15 protein-coding genes and 1 other RNA gene are annotated in these 13364 nt (G+C 67.4%); 9 read left to right on the top strand and 7 right to left on the bottom strand.

Annotated features, from left to right (window positions below):
* Window positions 1–16: 16 nt before the first annotated feature.
* From ACWF4Z_RS09700 to ACWF4Z_RS09690, 3 genes are read left to right on the top strand one after another with little or no spacing between them, the layout of a single operon-like run.
* Complete coding sequence (locus ACWF4Z_RS09700) at window positions 17–760, top strand: zinc ribbon domain-containing protein (protein WP_452242678.1); 744 nt, start codon at window positions 17–19, stop codon at window positions 758–760.
* Window positions 757–1884: a bifunctional RNase H/acid phosphatase gene (locus ACWF4Z_RS09695; RefSeq protein WP_452242552.1), complete on the top strand. Its 1128-nt coding sequence runs from the start codon at window positions 757–759 to the stop codon at window positions 1882–1884. Before ACWF4Z_RS09700 ends, ACWF4Z_RS09695 begins: the two co-directional genes overlap by 4 nt.
* A 33-nt stretch (window positions 1885–1917) precedes the next feature.
* The gene (locus tag ACWF4Z_RS09690) at window positions 1918–3354 is read left to right on the top strand and encodes an RNB domain-containing ribonuclease (protein WP_452242551.1); all 1437 of its coding nucleotides are present in this window, start codon (window positions 1918–1920) and stop codon (window positions 3352–3354) included.
* Here the strand turns inward: ACWF4Z_RS09690 and ACWF4Z_RS09685 are convergent.
* Window positions 3343–3909: a TetR/AcrR family transcriptional regulator gene (locus ACWF4Z_RS09685; protein WP_452242550.1), complete on the bottom strand. Its 567-nt coding sequence runs from the start codon at window positions 3907–3909 to the stop codon at window positions 3343–3345. The two genes, ACWF4Z_RS09690 and ACWF4Z_RS09685, sit on opposite strands and share 12 nt — an antisense overlap.
* A 52-nt stretch (window positions 3910–3961) precedes the next feature.
* Between ACWF4Z_RS09685 and ACWF4Z_RS09680 the strand changes: the two genes are divergently transcribed.
* Window positions 3962–4447 carry a GNAT family N-acetyltransferase gene (locus tag ACWF4Z_RS09680; protein WP_452242549.1) on the top strand — a complete coding sequence of 162 codons (486 nt, stop codon included), beginning with the start codon at window positions 3962–3964 and terminating at the stop codon, window positions 4445–4447.
* On the opposite strand, the gene ACWF4Z_RS09675 is transcribed toward ACWF4Z_RS09680, so the two are convergent.
* Window positions 4444–5589 (bottom strand): alpha/beta hydrolase, encoded by a 1146-nt coding sequence (locus ACWF4Z_RS09675; RefSeq protein ID WP_452242548.1) that lies wholly within the window; start codon window positions 5587–5589, stop codon window positions 4444–4446. The genes ACWF4Z_RS09680 and ACWF4Z_RS09675 overlap by 4 nt on opposite strands.
* An 81-nt stretch (window positions 5590–5670) precedes the next feature.
* On the opposite strand from ACWF4Z_RS09675, the gene ACWF4Z_RS09670 reads away from it, so the two are divergent.
* Entirely contained in the window at window positions 5671–6408 is a 738-nt protein-coding gene (locus ACWF4Z_RS09670) for a DUF899 domain-containing protein (protein WP_452242547.1), read from the top strand.
* A gap of 37 nt (window positions 6409–6445) precedes the next feature.
* On the opposite strand, the gene ACWF4Z_RS09665 is transcribed toward ACWF4Z_RS09670, so the two are convergent.
* The 3 genes from ACWF4Z_RS09665 to ACWF4Z_RS09655 form a co-directional block, all read right to left on the bottom strand.
* Complete coding sequence (locus ACWF4Z_RS09665) at window positions 6446–6742, bottom strand: hypothetical protein (RefSeq protein WP_452242546.1); 297 nt, start codon at window positions 6740–6742, stop codon at window positions 6446–6448.
* A gap of 106 nt (window positions 6743–6848) precedes the next feature.
* The gene (locus tag ACWF4Z_RS09660) at window positions 6849–7205 is read right to left on the bottom strand and encodes a hypothetical protein (RefSeq protein ID WP_452242545.1); all 357 of its coding nucleotides are present in this window, start codon (window positions 7203–7205) and stop codon (window positions 6849–6851) included.
* Window positions 7202–7411 (bottom strand): hypothetical protein, encoded by a 210-nt coding sequence (locus ACWF4Z_RS09655; protein ID WP_452242544.1) that lies wholly within the window; start codon window positions 7409–7411, stop codon window positions 7202–7204. The genes ACWF4Z_RS09660 and ACWF4Z_RS09655 overlap by 4 nt, the downstream gene beginning before the upstream one ends.
* A gap of 295 nt (window positions 7412–7706) precedes the next feature.
* Here ACWF4Z_RS09655 and ACWF4Z_RS09650 point away from each other — a divergent pair, with 295 nt between their 5' ends.
* The 3 genes from ACWF4Z_RS09650 to ACWF4Z_RS09640 are packed head-to-tail and all read left to right on the top strand — an operon-like array spanning window position 7707 to window position 9395.
* On the top strand, window positions 7707–7955 hold the full coding sequence (locus ACWF4Z_RS09650; RefSeq protein WP_452242543.1) for a hypothetical protein: 249 nt from the start codon (window positions 7707–7709) through the stop codon (window positions 7953–7955).
* Window positions 7952–8521: a DUF6879 family protein gene (locus ACWF4Z_RS09645; protein ID WP_452242542.1), complete on the top strand. Its 570-nt coding sequence runs from the start codon at window positions 7952–7954 to the stop codon at window positions 8519–8521. The genes ACWF4Z_RS09650 and ACWF4Z_RS09645 overlap by 4 nt, the downstream gene beginning before the upstream one ends.
* A 10-nt stretch (window positions 8522–8531) precedes the next feature.
* On the top strand, window positions 8532–9395 hold the full coding sequence (locus ACWF4Z_RS09640) for a helix-turn-helix domain-containing protein (RefSeq protein WP_452242541.1): 864 nt from the start codon (window positions 8532–8534) through the stop codon (window positions 9393–9395).
* Between the two features lie 155 nt (window positions 9396–9550).
* Here the strand turns inward: ACWF4Z_RS09640 and rnpB are convergent.
* An RNA gene (gene rnpB, locus ACWF4Z_RS09635) (RNase P RNA component class A) lies at window positions 9551–9950 on the bottom strand.
* A gap of 9 nt (window positions 9951–9959) precedes the next feature.
* Entirely contained in the window at window positions 9960–10328 is a 369-nt protein-coding gene (locus ACWF4Z_RS09630; protein WP_452242540.1) for a DUF952 domain-containing protein, read from the bottom strand.
* 273 nt (window positions 10329–10601) lie between these two features.
* Here ACWF4Z_RS09630 and ACWF4Z_RS09625 point away from each other — a divergent pair, with 273 nt between their 5' ends.
* Window positions 10602–13364 carry a fascin domain-containing protein gene (locus tag ACWF4Z_RS09625; RefSeq protein WP_452242539.1) on the top strand — a complete coding sequence of 921 codons (2763 nt, stop codon included), beginning with the start codon at window positions 10602–10604 and terminating at the stop codon, window positions 13362–13364.

Below are 13364 nucleotides of genomic sequence, written 5' to 3'. Positions count from 1 at the left end.
TTCTAAGGAGCCGACTCTGAACGCCGAGCCCGCCGTCCAACGCCGGCTGCTGGATCTGCAGGATCTCGACCTGCAGCTGGATCAGGTCGCGCACAAGCGCAAAGCCCTGCCCGAGCACCAGGCTCTGACCGACCTGGCCGCGGAGAAGTCGGTCGTCGATCGCGAGCTGGTCACCGTCGACACCGAGGTCAGCGACCTGCAGCGGGAGCAGAAGAAGGCCGATTCCGATGTCGACCAGGTCCGCCAGCGCAAGGCGCGCAACCAGCAGCGAATCGATTCCGGTCAGGTCAGCTCGCCGCGCGATCTGGAGAACCTTCAGCACGAGATCGGTTCGCTCGATCGGCGGATCGGCGACCTCGAGGACGCCGAGCTCGAGGTGATGGAGAAGCTGGAGGCCGCCGAGGTGGTGCAGGCGGAGCTGCGCTCCCGCGCCGAGTCGTTCGCAGACCGGCAGTCCGAGCTGGAAGGCACGCGGGACGCCGCGCTGAAGGAGCTGGACGAGCAGCGCGCCGAGTACGGCGACAAGCGCGCCGCGATCGCCGCCGAGCTGCCGGAAGCCCTCGTCACGCAGTACCAGCGGCTGCGGGAGCACAACGGCGGCATCGGCGCCGCGCCGCTGGTCGGCAAGCGCTGTATGGGCTGCCGGATGGAGCTTTCGCCGTCCGATCTGAACCGGATCAAGTCCTCGCCACCCGACGCCGTGCTGCGCTGTGAGGAGTGCGGCCGCATCCTCGTCAGGACGCCGGAGAGCGCCGCATGAGTGGTCCCGCCCACGTCATCGTCGAGGCCGACGGCGGCTCACGCGGCAACCCCGGACCAGCGGCGTACGGCGCTCTCGTCCGGGACCCGGCCACGGGTGAGGTGATCGCGCAGGACGGGAAGACGCTCGGCATCGCGACCAACAACGTCGCCGAGTACTCCGGCCTGATCGCCGGGCTGCAGTTGGCCGCGGAGTATGCGCCGGACGCCTCGATCGAGGTGCGGATGGACTCCAAGCTGGTGATCGAGCAGATGGCCGGCCGGTGGAAGATCAAGCACCCCGATCTGCAGCCGCTGGCGATCAAGGCGCAAGGACTCGCGCCGTTCGGGACCGAGTGGACCTGGGTGCCGCGCGCGCAGAACTCGGCCGCCGACGCGCTCGCGAACAACGCGCTCGACGGGGTGCCGATCCCGCTCAAGCCGGAGCCGCGGACGTCGGCTGCGGCCGAGCCCAAGCAGCCGTCGGATCTGCAGAAGGCCTTACAGGGTTGGGGCGGGCAGGCCGAGCCCCCGACCCAGCTGATCTTCCTGCGGCACGGTGAGACGCCGCACACGGCCGAGAAGCGATTCTCCGGAGCCGGCGGTGACGACCCCGCGCTCAGCGAGACCGGTCGCGCGCAGGCCGTCGCGGCCGCCGAGTACCTGGCCCGCATCGGCGGCGTGGACGCGCTCGTGACGTCGCCAATGGTCCGCACCCGCCAGACCGCAGAGGTTGTCGGCCAACGCCTCGGGCTCGACGCGGTCGTGGACAACGGCTGGATCGAATCGTCGTACGGCGATTGGGACGGTCATACCTTCGCCGAGGTCCAGCAGAAGTGGCCGGACGCCCTCAACGCCTGGCTCGAGTCGACGAGTGTCGCGCCGCCCGGTGGCGAGTCGTTCGACGCGTCTGCGCGGCGCGCGCGGTCGGCCCGGGACGGCCTGCTGGCCAAGTACCCAGGCAAGACCGTGGTCGTGGTCACCCACGTCACCCCGATCAAGCTGATGGTCCGATCGGTGCTCCAGGCCCCGATGAGCTCGGTGTTCCGGATGGAGTTGCGCCCGGCAACCCTGACCGAGATCCATTGGTACGCCGACGGCCTCGCGTCACTGCGCTCCTTCAACGTGCAACCCTCGCTAGTCTGACCGCACAGGTCGTATACAGGGACGGAGAGCTCAGTGCCGCTGCAGAGGGTTCATTTCGCCGAGGAAGTGCCCGAGGTGTTCCGGACGTCCCTGCAGGACATCCGGCGTGAGCTCGACGTACCGGCGGAGTTTCCGCCCGAGGTGGTCGCGGCGGCCCTTGCGGCGGTGAAGAATCCGCGCCTGCCCGACCTGGATCGGACCGACCTCGAGTTCGTGACGATCGATCCGCCGGACTCGATGGATCTCGACCAGGCCTTGCACATCGAGCGGACCGGCGACGGCTACACCGTCCACTACGCGATCGCCGACGTCGCCGCCTTCGTCCAGGCCGGTGACCCGATCGACGTGGAGGCACGCCGCCGAGGCGAGACCCTCTACGCGCCGGACAAGCGGACGCCGCTGCATCCGCCCGAGCTGTCCGAGGGTACGGCGTCTTTGCTGCCCGACCAGGTCTGTCCGGCCTTGCTGTGGACGATCACGGTCGACGCGACCGGCGAAGGCACCGGCGTGACCTGCGAACGCGCGCTGGTGAAGTCGCGCGCCAAGCTCAACTACGCCGGTGTGCAGAAGGACCTCGACGCGGGCACCGCCTCCGAGTCCCTGCAACTCCTGCGCGAGGTCGGCAAATTTCGCGAACAGCGGGAGCTCCAACGCGGCGGCGTCAACCTGCCGATCCCCGACCAGGAGGTCGTCACCTCCAACCACGGCTGGGGTCTGGAGTTCCGCGCGCCGCTGCCGGTCGAGGGCTGGAACGCGCAGATCTCCCTGCTGACCGGGATCTCGGCGGCCGAGTTGATGATGAAGGGCAAGATCGGCATCCTGCGTACGCTGCCCGAGTCGCACGACGACCTGCGGCACAAGCTGGAGAACACGGCCAAGGCACTCGGGCTGACGTGGCCGGCCGAGACGTCGTACGCCGCTTTCATCCACGGACTGGATCCGAAGGTCCCGGCGCACGCGGCGATGCTGGCGGCCTGCACGGTGTTGTTCCGCGGCGCCGGGTACACGGCGTTCTCGGGGAGCCTGCCGGAGAAGCCGGAGCACGCGGCGATGAAGGCGGAGTACGCACACGTCACCGCGCCGCTGCGGCGGCTGGTCGATCGGTGGACCGGCGAGATCTGCGTCGCGCTGTCGGCCGGGACCGAGGTGCCGGCCTGGGTGCGCGAGTCGATGGACGAGATCCCCAAGGCCATGGACGAGGCGGACCGGCGTGCGCATGCCTACGAACGCTCGATCGTCAGCATGGTCGAGGCGGGCCTGGTCGCGGAGAAGGTCGGGGACGAGTTCGACGGTGTGATCACCGACGTCGACGATCGCGACACCACCCGGGGCATCGTGGCGCTGTCCGCGCTCGCGGTCGAGGGTCGCGTCAGCGGTACGGCGCCGTTGCCGCTCGGTCAGGCGGTCCGGGTGAAGCTCGTCGAGGCCGACATCGCCAAGCGCACGATCGCCTTCCAGCTAATCCCTTAGGTAATCCTCGACGGCAGCGGTCGTTCGCTTCAGGTCGCCCGTTGCGAGCAGGTCGATCAAGGCACCGCGCAGCATCGCGAGGACGGCCGTACGACGTGCCTCGGCCTTGGCGGCCCCCGGATCCGGCTGACTCGCCTTGAGCAGCTCCAGCCAGTCGTCGACGGTCGAGCGCGCGTAATCGCCCCACGGGCCATCGGGTGCGACCAGCGAACGCCCGTACGCCTCGACCCACAGTTTCATCAGCTGCCGCCGCTCCGGCGCCGCCAGCCAGGTCCACAGCTCCCGGGCGACGGCGGTCAGCCCGGGGGGTTCGTCGTACCGGTCGTCGATCTTGTGGAGCAGCGCGAGCTCCTCGACCCGCGCCCGGGCGAGCAGCGCGCGGATCAGGCCGTCCTTGCTGTCGAACAGGAACAGCAGCACCCGCGGACTCGAGCCGATCGCGGTGGCGAGTGGCCGCAACGAGAGGTCGGCCAGCCCATGGGTGAGCGAGTACTCGTACGCGCGCTCGAGCAGTTCCTGCTGGCGTGCGGAAGGGGCTGGCTTCGTGGTCGGCACCACGCTAGTATCGCTCACTGAAACAGTCGTGTCAGTAGGATGGGTAGGGTCGATGACGAAGCTGATCAGAAGACTGGGGGAGCCGGGCGATCTCGGCTGGGTGGTGCAGGCGCACGGCGAGATCTACGCGGCCGAGTACGGCTGGGGTCTGGCGTACGAGGTGTTGATCGCGCAGATCGTTGCGGAGTACGGCACCGATACGGATCCCGAGCGCGAAGCGGCCTGGATCGCCGAGGTCGACGGCGAGCGGGCCGGCAGCGTATTCTGCGTGCGCGGTCCCGATGAGCTGACCGCGAAGCTACGGCTGCTCCTGGTGACGCCGGCCGCGCGCGGTCTCGGCCTGGGTGCCGAGCTGGTCGACACTTGCATGGAGTTCGCGCGCGCTGCCGGCTACAAGCGGATGGTGCTGTGGACGAACGATCCGTTGGTTGCCGCCCGCCACATCTACCTCGCCCGTGGCTTCACGCTGACCGCCTCGGAGCCGCACGAGCTGTGGGGCGACAGCGTGCTCGGGCAGACGTACGAGCTCGATCTCTAACGTCCGCAGACAGGTGCGCCCGGAGCCGGCGTCTTGTGCAGGGCGTTGGCCAGGAAGGACGTGAGGTAACCGTTCTGGACCGTGATCGCGTGCCGTGGTCCGGCGCTGCCGAGCGGGAGGTACGTGCGCAGCGGAGCGGCGAGGTAGTAGACGCCGTAGTCGGTGAAGTTGAAGTGCCGTGTCCCCGGAACCGTTGCGCACCAGGCCGTACCGGTGCTTGCCTTGAGCAACGAGATGGCGCGCTCACGGTCCTTGTCCTGCTTGGCGTCCGGGCCGCACACGCTGGTGATGCAGGAGTCGTCGGCCCCGAGCAGGAGGACGGGCGCCTTCAGGCCTTTCGTGACGACATCGCCGTACTGGCTGCCGTCCAGATCGATCGCGGCCGCGCAGCGCTGGTCGAGCCGGCACGCCTCGAGGGACGCGGCTCCGCCGAACGAGTGGCCGACGTACGACGGACCGATCGAGCCGTCGGTGCTCTTCGGTAGTTGCTTGCCGACCATGCCCGCCGCGAAGCGGGCGTCGGCAGCCCAGACGCCGACGAGGTGATCGCCGATTCTGCGCGCGTTCTCGTTCTCGTCCCCGAGGTTCGGCGGGTTGGCGTCCGGCTTGCTCGCGATCGCCTGTCCGTCGAGCACGGTGAGATTCGCGCTGTACGTCGGAGTGACACCGGCGACCAGGTAGCCATGACTCGCGAGGTCCTCCGCGATGCTTGCGTACATCGGCGCAGACAGGCCCATTCCCGGCATGAGTACGACGACGGGGAACCGGCCCGGCGCGATGGGTGCGCCGTCCAGCGCGCGATCCTGCAGCGTGTCGAACGGTCCTTGCAGTAACGAGAGCGGTGACTTCAGATGCAACTGGCTCCACAGACCCGGCGCGTACTCGGCCCTGCGGCCAGTGGTGTCCTTGGCGACCGGATACCAGAGCCAGACCGAGAGTTTCCGCGGGCCATCGGTATACGGATCGCGCCGCGGCGCGTCGGTCCACTCGAACGTACGCCGCCCGACCTGAAAGGTCCCGGTGGGTTCCGGTAGGGCGACCGGCTCGGACCGTTTCACCATGATCCACCCGACATACCCCGCACCACCGAGCAGCACGATCAGGAGCAGGATCACGATCCCGGTCCGTACTCGCCTCCGCATGCGCCAAGTTTGTCACCCGAGCGTGTCGAACTGGCGACGTCGGCTCCGACGTCGCGGGTGAATCTCATCGAGGAGGCTGGAATGAATCTGCCCGAGGTCGTGTCCCGGGACGTTTGGCTGCAGGCGCGGCAAGCGCTGCTCGCCGAGGAGAAGGCGTTCACCAAGCAGCGCGACGCGCTCAACACCCGCCGCCGCGAGCTGCCGATGGTCCTGGTCGACAAGCCGTACGTCTTCACCGGCGCAGCCGGCTCGGTGGGACTGGCGGACCTGTTCGAGGAGCGTCCGCAGCTGGTGATCTACCACATCATGTACCCGCCCGAGTGGGATGCGGCTTGTCCGAACTGCACGGGCTTCGTGGACGAGATCGGATCACTCGAGTTTCTCCACAGCAGTAACACGACGTTCGCGCTGGTGTCCCGGGCGCCGTACGAGAAGCTGGCCGCCTACCGAACCGCGCGTGGGTGGCCGTTTCCCTGGTACTCGTCGGCCGGGAGCGACTTCAACTACGACTACCAGGTCACGCTCGACGAGTCGGTCGTTCCGTTCGTGTACAACTACCGCACCAAGGCGGAGTGGGATCTGCTGCCCGACAACGAATTCATCCAGCAGGAACAGCCCTTCGACCTGCACGGGCTGAGCTGCTTCCTCCGCGTCGGCGACGCCGTACACCATACGTACTCGACGTACGGTCGCGGCCCGGACTCGATGACGTTCACGCCGACCGCGCTCGACCTGACCGCGCTCGGACGTCAGGAGCCGTGGGAGCAGCCTGCCGGCCGCAGCACCGCGCTCGATGACGGGAACGGGCCGGTCATATAAGCCGGACACCGTCCACTCCCGCTCTGACCAGCGCGATTTATGCCGCCCGTTCCGTCTGTGTTCCGTCCGGCGCCGAAAATCTCGACAACGCGGCATCCACCGCAGCCACCGCCCGCTCATGATCGATCGGCCACAGATGCCCGTACGTCCGCAACGTCTCCGTCGAATCGCGATGCCCCAACCGCTCAGCCACCGCCACAACCGACAGGCCCGCCGAGATCAGCAACGACGCGTGGTGATGACGGAGCTCGACGATGCTGAAGCCGCGGTCGTCGAGCTCGTCTTGCCCCGTCGAAACCCCGGGGCCTGGCCTGTCAAGCGGGCCTCGTGCCACGACGCTATGCGCGGCAGCGGCTACACCACCGGTGACCTACGGGCCGGGAGCAACGACAACGACAGTCTGCCCCAGACCGCCCACACCAGGCCTCCAGTTATCCACCTCAACGGGCCGCGGGAGCCAGCTCGCCGAGCTCGGCGTACAACCGGTCCGGGATCCGGCTGCCCAGCCACCACGGCCGGCGATCCTCGCAAACCGTCGACCTCGGCAGCCACTGCCGCATGCCCGGCGCCTCCCTGCGCCACCGCGTCCGCTGAAGCACGATCGACCCGTCCGACCAGGCCGGAACCGACACCGTGCGGACACCCCCATCCCTCAAGGTGTCCAGGATCCATCCGCTACCAGCCGGCGGCTCGTCAGGCAGATGTGGTTCGTCCGCGAGCGCGAGACGCCAGACGATGCCGTACTGCCAGTTGTCCGCCAGGCTGAGGGAGTGGACATTCAACCCCGGGGTGCTCACCGGTACTCCAGGTCGTCGTGCCGCTCCCACGCCGTACCCAGCACCGGCCATCCCCGATCCGTCACCTCGATCGGTTCAGGCGGTGGCGGGGGATTGGCCGCCAGCTCGACCGCGCGGACCTTCTCGGCCGGCGGCCGGTCCGACGACAGGATCGCGAGTATCTGCTGCCGGACCCCGCATGACTCGCAGGCTGTTTCCTGACCCACCCCGTGCTCCGTTCCACGTCTACCGCGCGGCGGCCCGCCGCCCGGTACGCGACGGACCGCCTATCTGGAACGGCCAGGGCGACAGGGCAGGGGAACCGCACCGATCGCCGACGCGCCTCACGGGCTCACCCACCGCCCTGGCCGGATAGACGCAACGCTAGGGCGCCGTTACTGAAAGCTGAACGAAGTTTCTAGAGATTTCTCCCAGGCTCTTGACTCTTTCGCAGTCAGGTTTGCACTCTGTGTGAGCAACATAGCTAGACGATCAACCGGCACTCACCGAGGAGAGTCACCAATGCAGCACCCGCAGCCCGAGCAGCTCAACCACATCGCCACCGATCCCAGCACGAACAAGGAAGGCAGCCCGTCGTACTACGCGACCGACGACGGCCGGTACATCGTCCAGGGCTACAAGCTGACCAGTGACCTGGCACGCGGCCAGCTGGTCAACTTCCCCGAAGGTGAGGACGCCGTCATCATCACCCCCGGCCTCGTTGAACTGATCCTCGCCCACCACGCTGGCAAGACCGGCCCCACGGCGTGACCGAACCGACCTTCGTCAACGTCGGCGCGGAGTTCGTCGAGTTCGCCCGCAGCTACCAGCACACGGCGTACCGGCTCGAAGTACGAGACAACTACGCCGACCCGACCGAGGCCGAGCACGTCCAGAAGTTCGTCGCCGGCGAGCCAGACGACGAGTCGTGGATGGAAGACTGGATGGGCCTCGTGCTCCGGCGTACCTTGGAAGGCCGGCGGATCGAGCGAGTTCGAGTGGTCACGGAGCCCTGGTCGGACTACGTCAGATACGGGCTGCACTCGGCTCGCCTCAACACCGCAGCCGGAGAAGACATCCGCTACATGCCGCGCGACCGTGCGCGCGAGCTGGGCCTGCCGGAGTACGACTATTGGCTCCTCGATTCGCACAAGATGTGCATCCTTAGGCACGATGACCAGGACGTGCTGCTCGGGGCCGACATCATCCACGACCCGGCGGTGACACTCGAACACACCTACTTCCGGGACGTCGCCCGGCGGTTCGCTCTCCCGCGGGCCACGTACCTGTCAAAGTACGACGACGAGTTCCTCAGCAAGAGCAACATCGACAAGTAAGCGAGCGTGGGTGTCCAGTTTCCAGCGAGCACGCGAGGCGCTCGGCAACCGACTCCGGGAGCTGAGACTGGACGCCCACCTCACCGGGCGCGATCTAGCCGGCGCGGCCTCGTGGGTCCCGTCCAAGGTCTCCAAGATCGAGTCGGGGCAGCAGACGCCCACCGACGCAGACCTGACGATGTGGGCCCATATCTGTGGTCGCGAGGCGATCGTTCCAGAGCTGGTCGGCGCCCTGCGCTCCCTCGAGCAGCAGTACGTCGAACACCGGCGCATGTTCCGTACAGGCCTGCCCTCCCGGCAGCGTTCGATCGCAGAGATCGAGGCGAACACATCCCTCACCCGGAACTTCGAACCTTGCTTCGTGCCCGGCCTGCTGCAGACCGCCGAGTACGCTCGCTACCGGTTCGCCGAGGGTGACCCGGATGAGTCCGAGAGGGGCGTCCCGAGGAGCGAGGCCGAGCTCGACGAGGCCATCGCCGCGCGGATGGACCGGCAGCGGATCCTGCACCGCGGCGAGAAGAAGTTTCACTTCGTCATGACCGAGGCAGTGCTGCGCTACCAGGTGTGCCCGCCCGACGTGATGACCGGGCAAATAGGTCACCTGATCTCGATGACGACGCTGCCGGCGATCCGCGTCGGGATCATCCCGTTCGATGCGAAGTACAGGGTCGGGCCGCAGCACGGCTTCTACCTATATGACGGCAAGCTGGTGCTAGTCGAGCTCTTCACCGCCGGCCTGAAGATCACACAGGCCGACGAGATCGGCGCATACGAGCGGGTCTTCGGCCACCTCGCTGAGGCTGCGGTGTACGGCGCCGAGGCCCGGGAGATCCTGACTCGGACCCTCGGCCAACAGCAGGTCACAACGGGCTGATCCGGCGTGCCGGCTGTTCCGTCGCTGTTCCGTCCGAGCTAAGAATTCCGCCGGTGTTCCGCCCGCCAGGCATCACAACGTATGACATCGACACACAAGGCAACACAGCGTTCCTGCAGGTCACAGCCACAATGCGTCCGGGCACGCTGACAGAATGAACGGGTCGGTCTGTAAGCCGGATTCTGTCGAGTGCGATCATCCATCTACGGTGACCGTTGCCGGGCACCTCCAGCAGCCTACCCGCGAGCTCGGGCGGGCAGCCCTCGAACGCTCGCGCGGACGATGGTTGCCCATCGTCCTTCTTGGCCTTGCTCCACGTGGGGTTTACCGAGCCTCCGCAGTCACCTGCGGAGCTGGTGGTCTCTTACACCACCGTTTCACCCTCACCCGCACTTCCATGAACCACGGGGTTCACGAAAGCCGCTGGCGGTCTGTTCTCTGTGGCACTGTCCCGCGGGTTGCCCCGGGTGGGCGTTACCCACCACGTTGCCCTGTGGAGTCCGGACTTTCCTCGGCGTCCGCTCACGCGGACGACGCGATCGCCCGACCGACCCGTTCCGTCCCTCAGGATACGGCTTCGGCGCCGACCACGGGCCATTGGCCGTCCGCACCCCGTTCATAGGCCCGTACGTCGACGACCGCATCGAGGTTCAGTGGGCCGTAGATGTGCGGGAAGCTGATCCCGATCCCGTCCAGGTCCTCGTCACACACTGCGGAGACCAGGTGCTCGGTATCGATCACGAGCAGACACAGCGGCTCCTGGACGTCGGCGTACGCGAAGTTCGCCACCATCGCCACCTGCTCCGGGCGGGATGCGTGGATGAACGTCGCTCCGTCGTCGAGGGACTTGCCCCGGGTCGACCAGCGATAGCTGCCGGCCTCCTGGGCGGCCGCCCATTGGTCCGCGAACGCGATATGCAGAATCGTCGCCATGCGCACAGGTTAGAACGGCGAGCGGCCGGGGCGCGGGCGCCAGGGCGCGCAAAATCGTGGCTGATGAATGCAAAAACCTGGCAAAATACTTTGGCTGGTCACCCAACGAAGTCTTGACGTGACCGACCGAGACAGGAAATATCCGATAGCACCCAGGGTTCTCCCGCTCCCGGCCGATGGGTCCGCCCCCTAGCGTCCAGTTGAGGTCTCATGCGCTTCCTCACGCGCTCGCCCATGCCCAAAATCCTTCCGAGAGTCCTGTTGTGTCTCGCGATGACCGCCGGGTTGCTCGCCGCCGGCGGAGCTCCTGCCGGCGCCGCTGCCGGCACGACCGCCTGGCAGAACGGGTCGTTCGTCGTCGACACTCCGAACCTCGTCCGTCGCTCGGACGTCGTCCTGCAGCGACCCAACACGGCAGCGACGGAGTCGCTACCACTCGGCAACGGCGCCCTCGGCGCTGCCGTCTGGGCTGCCGACGGCTTCACCGCCCAGCTCAACCGCACCGACACCTTCCCCGACCGCAAATCCCTTGGCCAATTGGTGATCCCGGGCCTGTCCCGGCTCACCACCGCCGCCGACTTCAGCGGCACCCTAGACCTGTACGACGGGATGCTGCGCCAGTCCGGCGGTGGGATGACCCTGACCGCCTTCATCCGCGCCGACACGCAGCAGCTCGTCGTCGACGTCACGGGTGCCGACCCCAACAGCACCCAGACCGCGCAGGTGAAACTGTGGTCCGGCCGTTCGCCGCAAGCCCGGGCGTCCGCCGCGATCGCGGCGCTGGCCGAGACCTGGGTCGACAACAACGGCGCCGGCGCCTCCGGCCGCACCTTCGGCTCCCTCGCCGGACTCACCGCGGGTGGGCGCAACGTCGTTGCCTCCACGCCCACTTCGCTCACCGGCCAGGTCGCCTTCCAGCCGAACGCCGATGGTTCGTTCCGGATCGTAGTCGCGGCACCGACGTGGACCGGCGGCGACTCGATCGCGACCACGACGTCGGTCCTGAACGGCGCCGCGACCCGGCCGGCCAACGAAGTCCGCGACGCCCATCTCCAGTGGTGGCACAACTACTGGAGCTCCGCGGGCCTGATCAAGATCAGCTCGGCCGACGGCACCGGAGACTACGTCGAGAACCTGCGGACGATCTTCCTCTACGCGAGCGCGGCCCAGAGCCGTGGTGTCCTACCGGGATCGCAAGCCGGTGTCGCGGACCTGTTCACGTTCTCGCAGGACAAGCGGGACTGGTATCCGTCCGGCTACTGGTTCTGGAACCTCCGAATGCAGGTCGGCGCAAACCTCGCCGCAGGCCTGCCCAGCCTGAATGATCCGGTCTTCCGCCTCTACTCGAGCAATCTCAACGAGATCGCCAATTGGACCTCGGCGCATATGCCCGGCCGTACCGGTCTCTGCGTCCCGGAGACCATGCGATTCAACGGCAACGGCACCTACAACGGCGGCACGGACAATTCGTCCTGCGATTCGACGATCACTCCGTCGTACAACTCGCTGACCGTGACAACCGGTGCCGAGATCGGATTGTGGGTCTGGCAGCACTATCAGATGACCGACAACCGGTCGTTCCTGTCGGCGAACTATCCGCTGATCCGCGGCGCCGCCCAGTTCCTGCTGTCCCACGCGACGACGGGCTCGGACGGCAAGCTGCACACGACGTCGAACTCGCACGAGACCCAGTGGAATGTCACCGACCCCACTACCGACATCGCGGCCATGCAGGCGTTCTTTCCGGTCGCGGTCCAGGCGGCGCAGACGCTTGGCGTCGACGGCGATCTCGTCAACCAGCTGAACGCCGCGATCCCGAAGATCCAACCGTTGCCACGCACCGACACCGCGACCCAGACCCAGCTGCTCGGTCCGTCGTCCGATGCCGCAGGCAACAACATGATCGGTCTCTCCACCCAACCGACCGCGCAACGCCACAACAGCGAGAACATCGGCCTGGAAGCGGTCTGGCCGTACAGCCTGGTCGGCGACAGCGGTCCGCTGACCGCGCTCGGCCGCCGGACCTTCACCTCGCGCAGCTACGTGAACGGCAACGACTGGAGTTTCGACCCACTGCATGCCGCGCGACTCGGCTTGGCGAGCGACGTCAAGACCACGTTGCTGGCCGCGATCCGCCAGTACCAGGTCTACCCGTCCGGTTTCGCGAGCTTCACCGCCCAGCCGGCGTTTGAGCCCTACATCGAGCAATCCGGCGTACTGGCGCAAACCGTGCCCGAGGCCCTGGTGCAGTCCTACGACGGCGTGCTGCGGATCGCGCCGGCCTGGCCGACCGACTGGACCGGCGAAGGAACGGTCGCCATCCAGCACAACTCGCGCGTGCACGTCCAGATCAGCAACGGATCCCCGACCACCGTTGCCATCACCTCGGGTGCGGCCCAGCAACTCGTCGTACGCAGCCCGTGGCCCGGGCAGAGCGTGACCGTGCTCGACGGTCAAACCCGTGCAACTGTCGTCGGTCCGCAGACCAACGCGACGTTCACCATCCCGGCGCAGGCCGGACGGTCCTACCTGGTGGAGAAGACCGGCTCGGCCCTGCAACCGTTCCAGGCGTTGTCCGGTACGCCGGCAACCACGGCCAGAAAGTGGGACAGGGCAACCATCGGCCTGCCGAAGGCCGGTCCCGGTACCGGCACGATCAGCTTGCGCGCTCGCGCCAACGGCAAGTACGTCACCGCAGGCACGGGTACGCCGTTGATCGCGAACAGCGACACGATCGGCACCGCCCAGCAGTTCGACCTGGCCGACCTCGGCGGCGGCAACGTGTCGCTGAAGGCCAGGGCCAACAACCTGTACGTCGCAGCCGACAACGCCGGCGCGGCACCACTGCTCGCCAAGAACTCGGCGGTGGGCTCCTGGGAGACCTTCGCCCTGATTCGCAACGGCGACGGCACGGTCAGCTTCCGCGCGCAGGTCAACAACAACCTCGTCTGTGCGGACAACGCCGGCGCGGCTCCACTGATCGCCAACCGAACGGCGATCGGTCCCTGGGAATCATTCGATCTGATCACCAACTGA

This window comes from Kribbella sp. NPDC055071 (assembly GCF_053608045.1).
This window is presented reverse-complemented; position numbering and strand designations above follow the sequence as displayed.

What these genes read in the sequence shown, in the direction of transcription:
- ACWF4Z_RS09695 (WP_452242552.1), top strand. Translation starts at nt 757, where the DNA reads ATGAGTGGTCCCGCCCACGTCATCGTCGAGGCCGACGGCGGCTCACGC.
- ACWF4Z_RS09680 (WP_452242549.1), top strand. Translation starts at nt 3,962, where the DNA reads ATGACGAAGCTGATCAGAAGACTGGGGGAGCCGGGCGATCTCGGCTGG.
- ACWF4Z_RS09675 (WP_452242548.1), bottom strand. Translation starts at nt 5,589, where the DNA reads ATGCGGAGGCGAGTACGGACCGGGATCGTGATCCTGCTCCTGATCGTG.
- ACWF4Z_RS09670 (WP_452242547.1), top strand. Translation starts at nt 5,671, where the DNA reads ATGAATCTGCCCGAGGTCGTGTCCCGGGACGTTTGGCTGCAGGCGCGG.
- ACWF4Z_RS09650 (WP_452242543.1), top strand. Translation starts at nt 7,707, where the DNA reads ATGCAGCACCCGCAGCCCGAGCAGCTCAACCACATCGCCACCGATCCC.
- ACWF4Z_RS09630 (WP_452242540.1), bottom strand. Translation starts at nt 10,328, where the DNA reads ATGGCGACGATTCTGCATATCGCGTTCGCGGACCAATGGGCGGCCGCC.
- ACWF4Z_RS09625 (WP_452242539.1), top strand. Translation starts at nt 10,602, where the DNA reads ATGACCGCCGGGTTGCTCGCCGCCGGCGGAGCTCCTGCCGGCGCCGCT.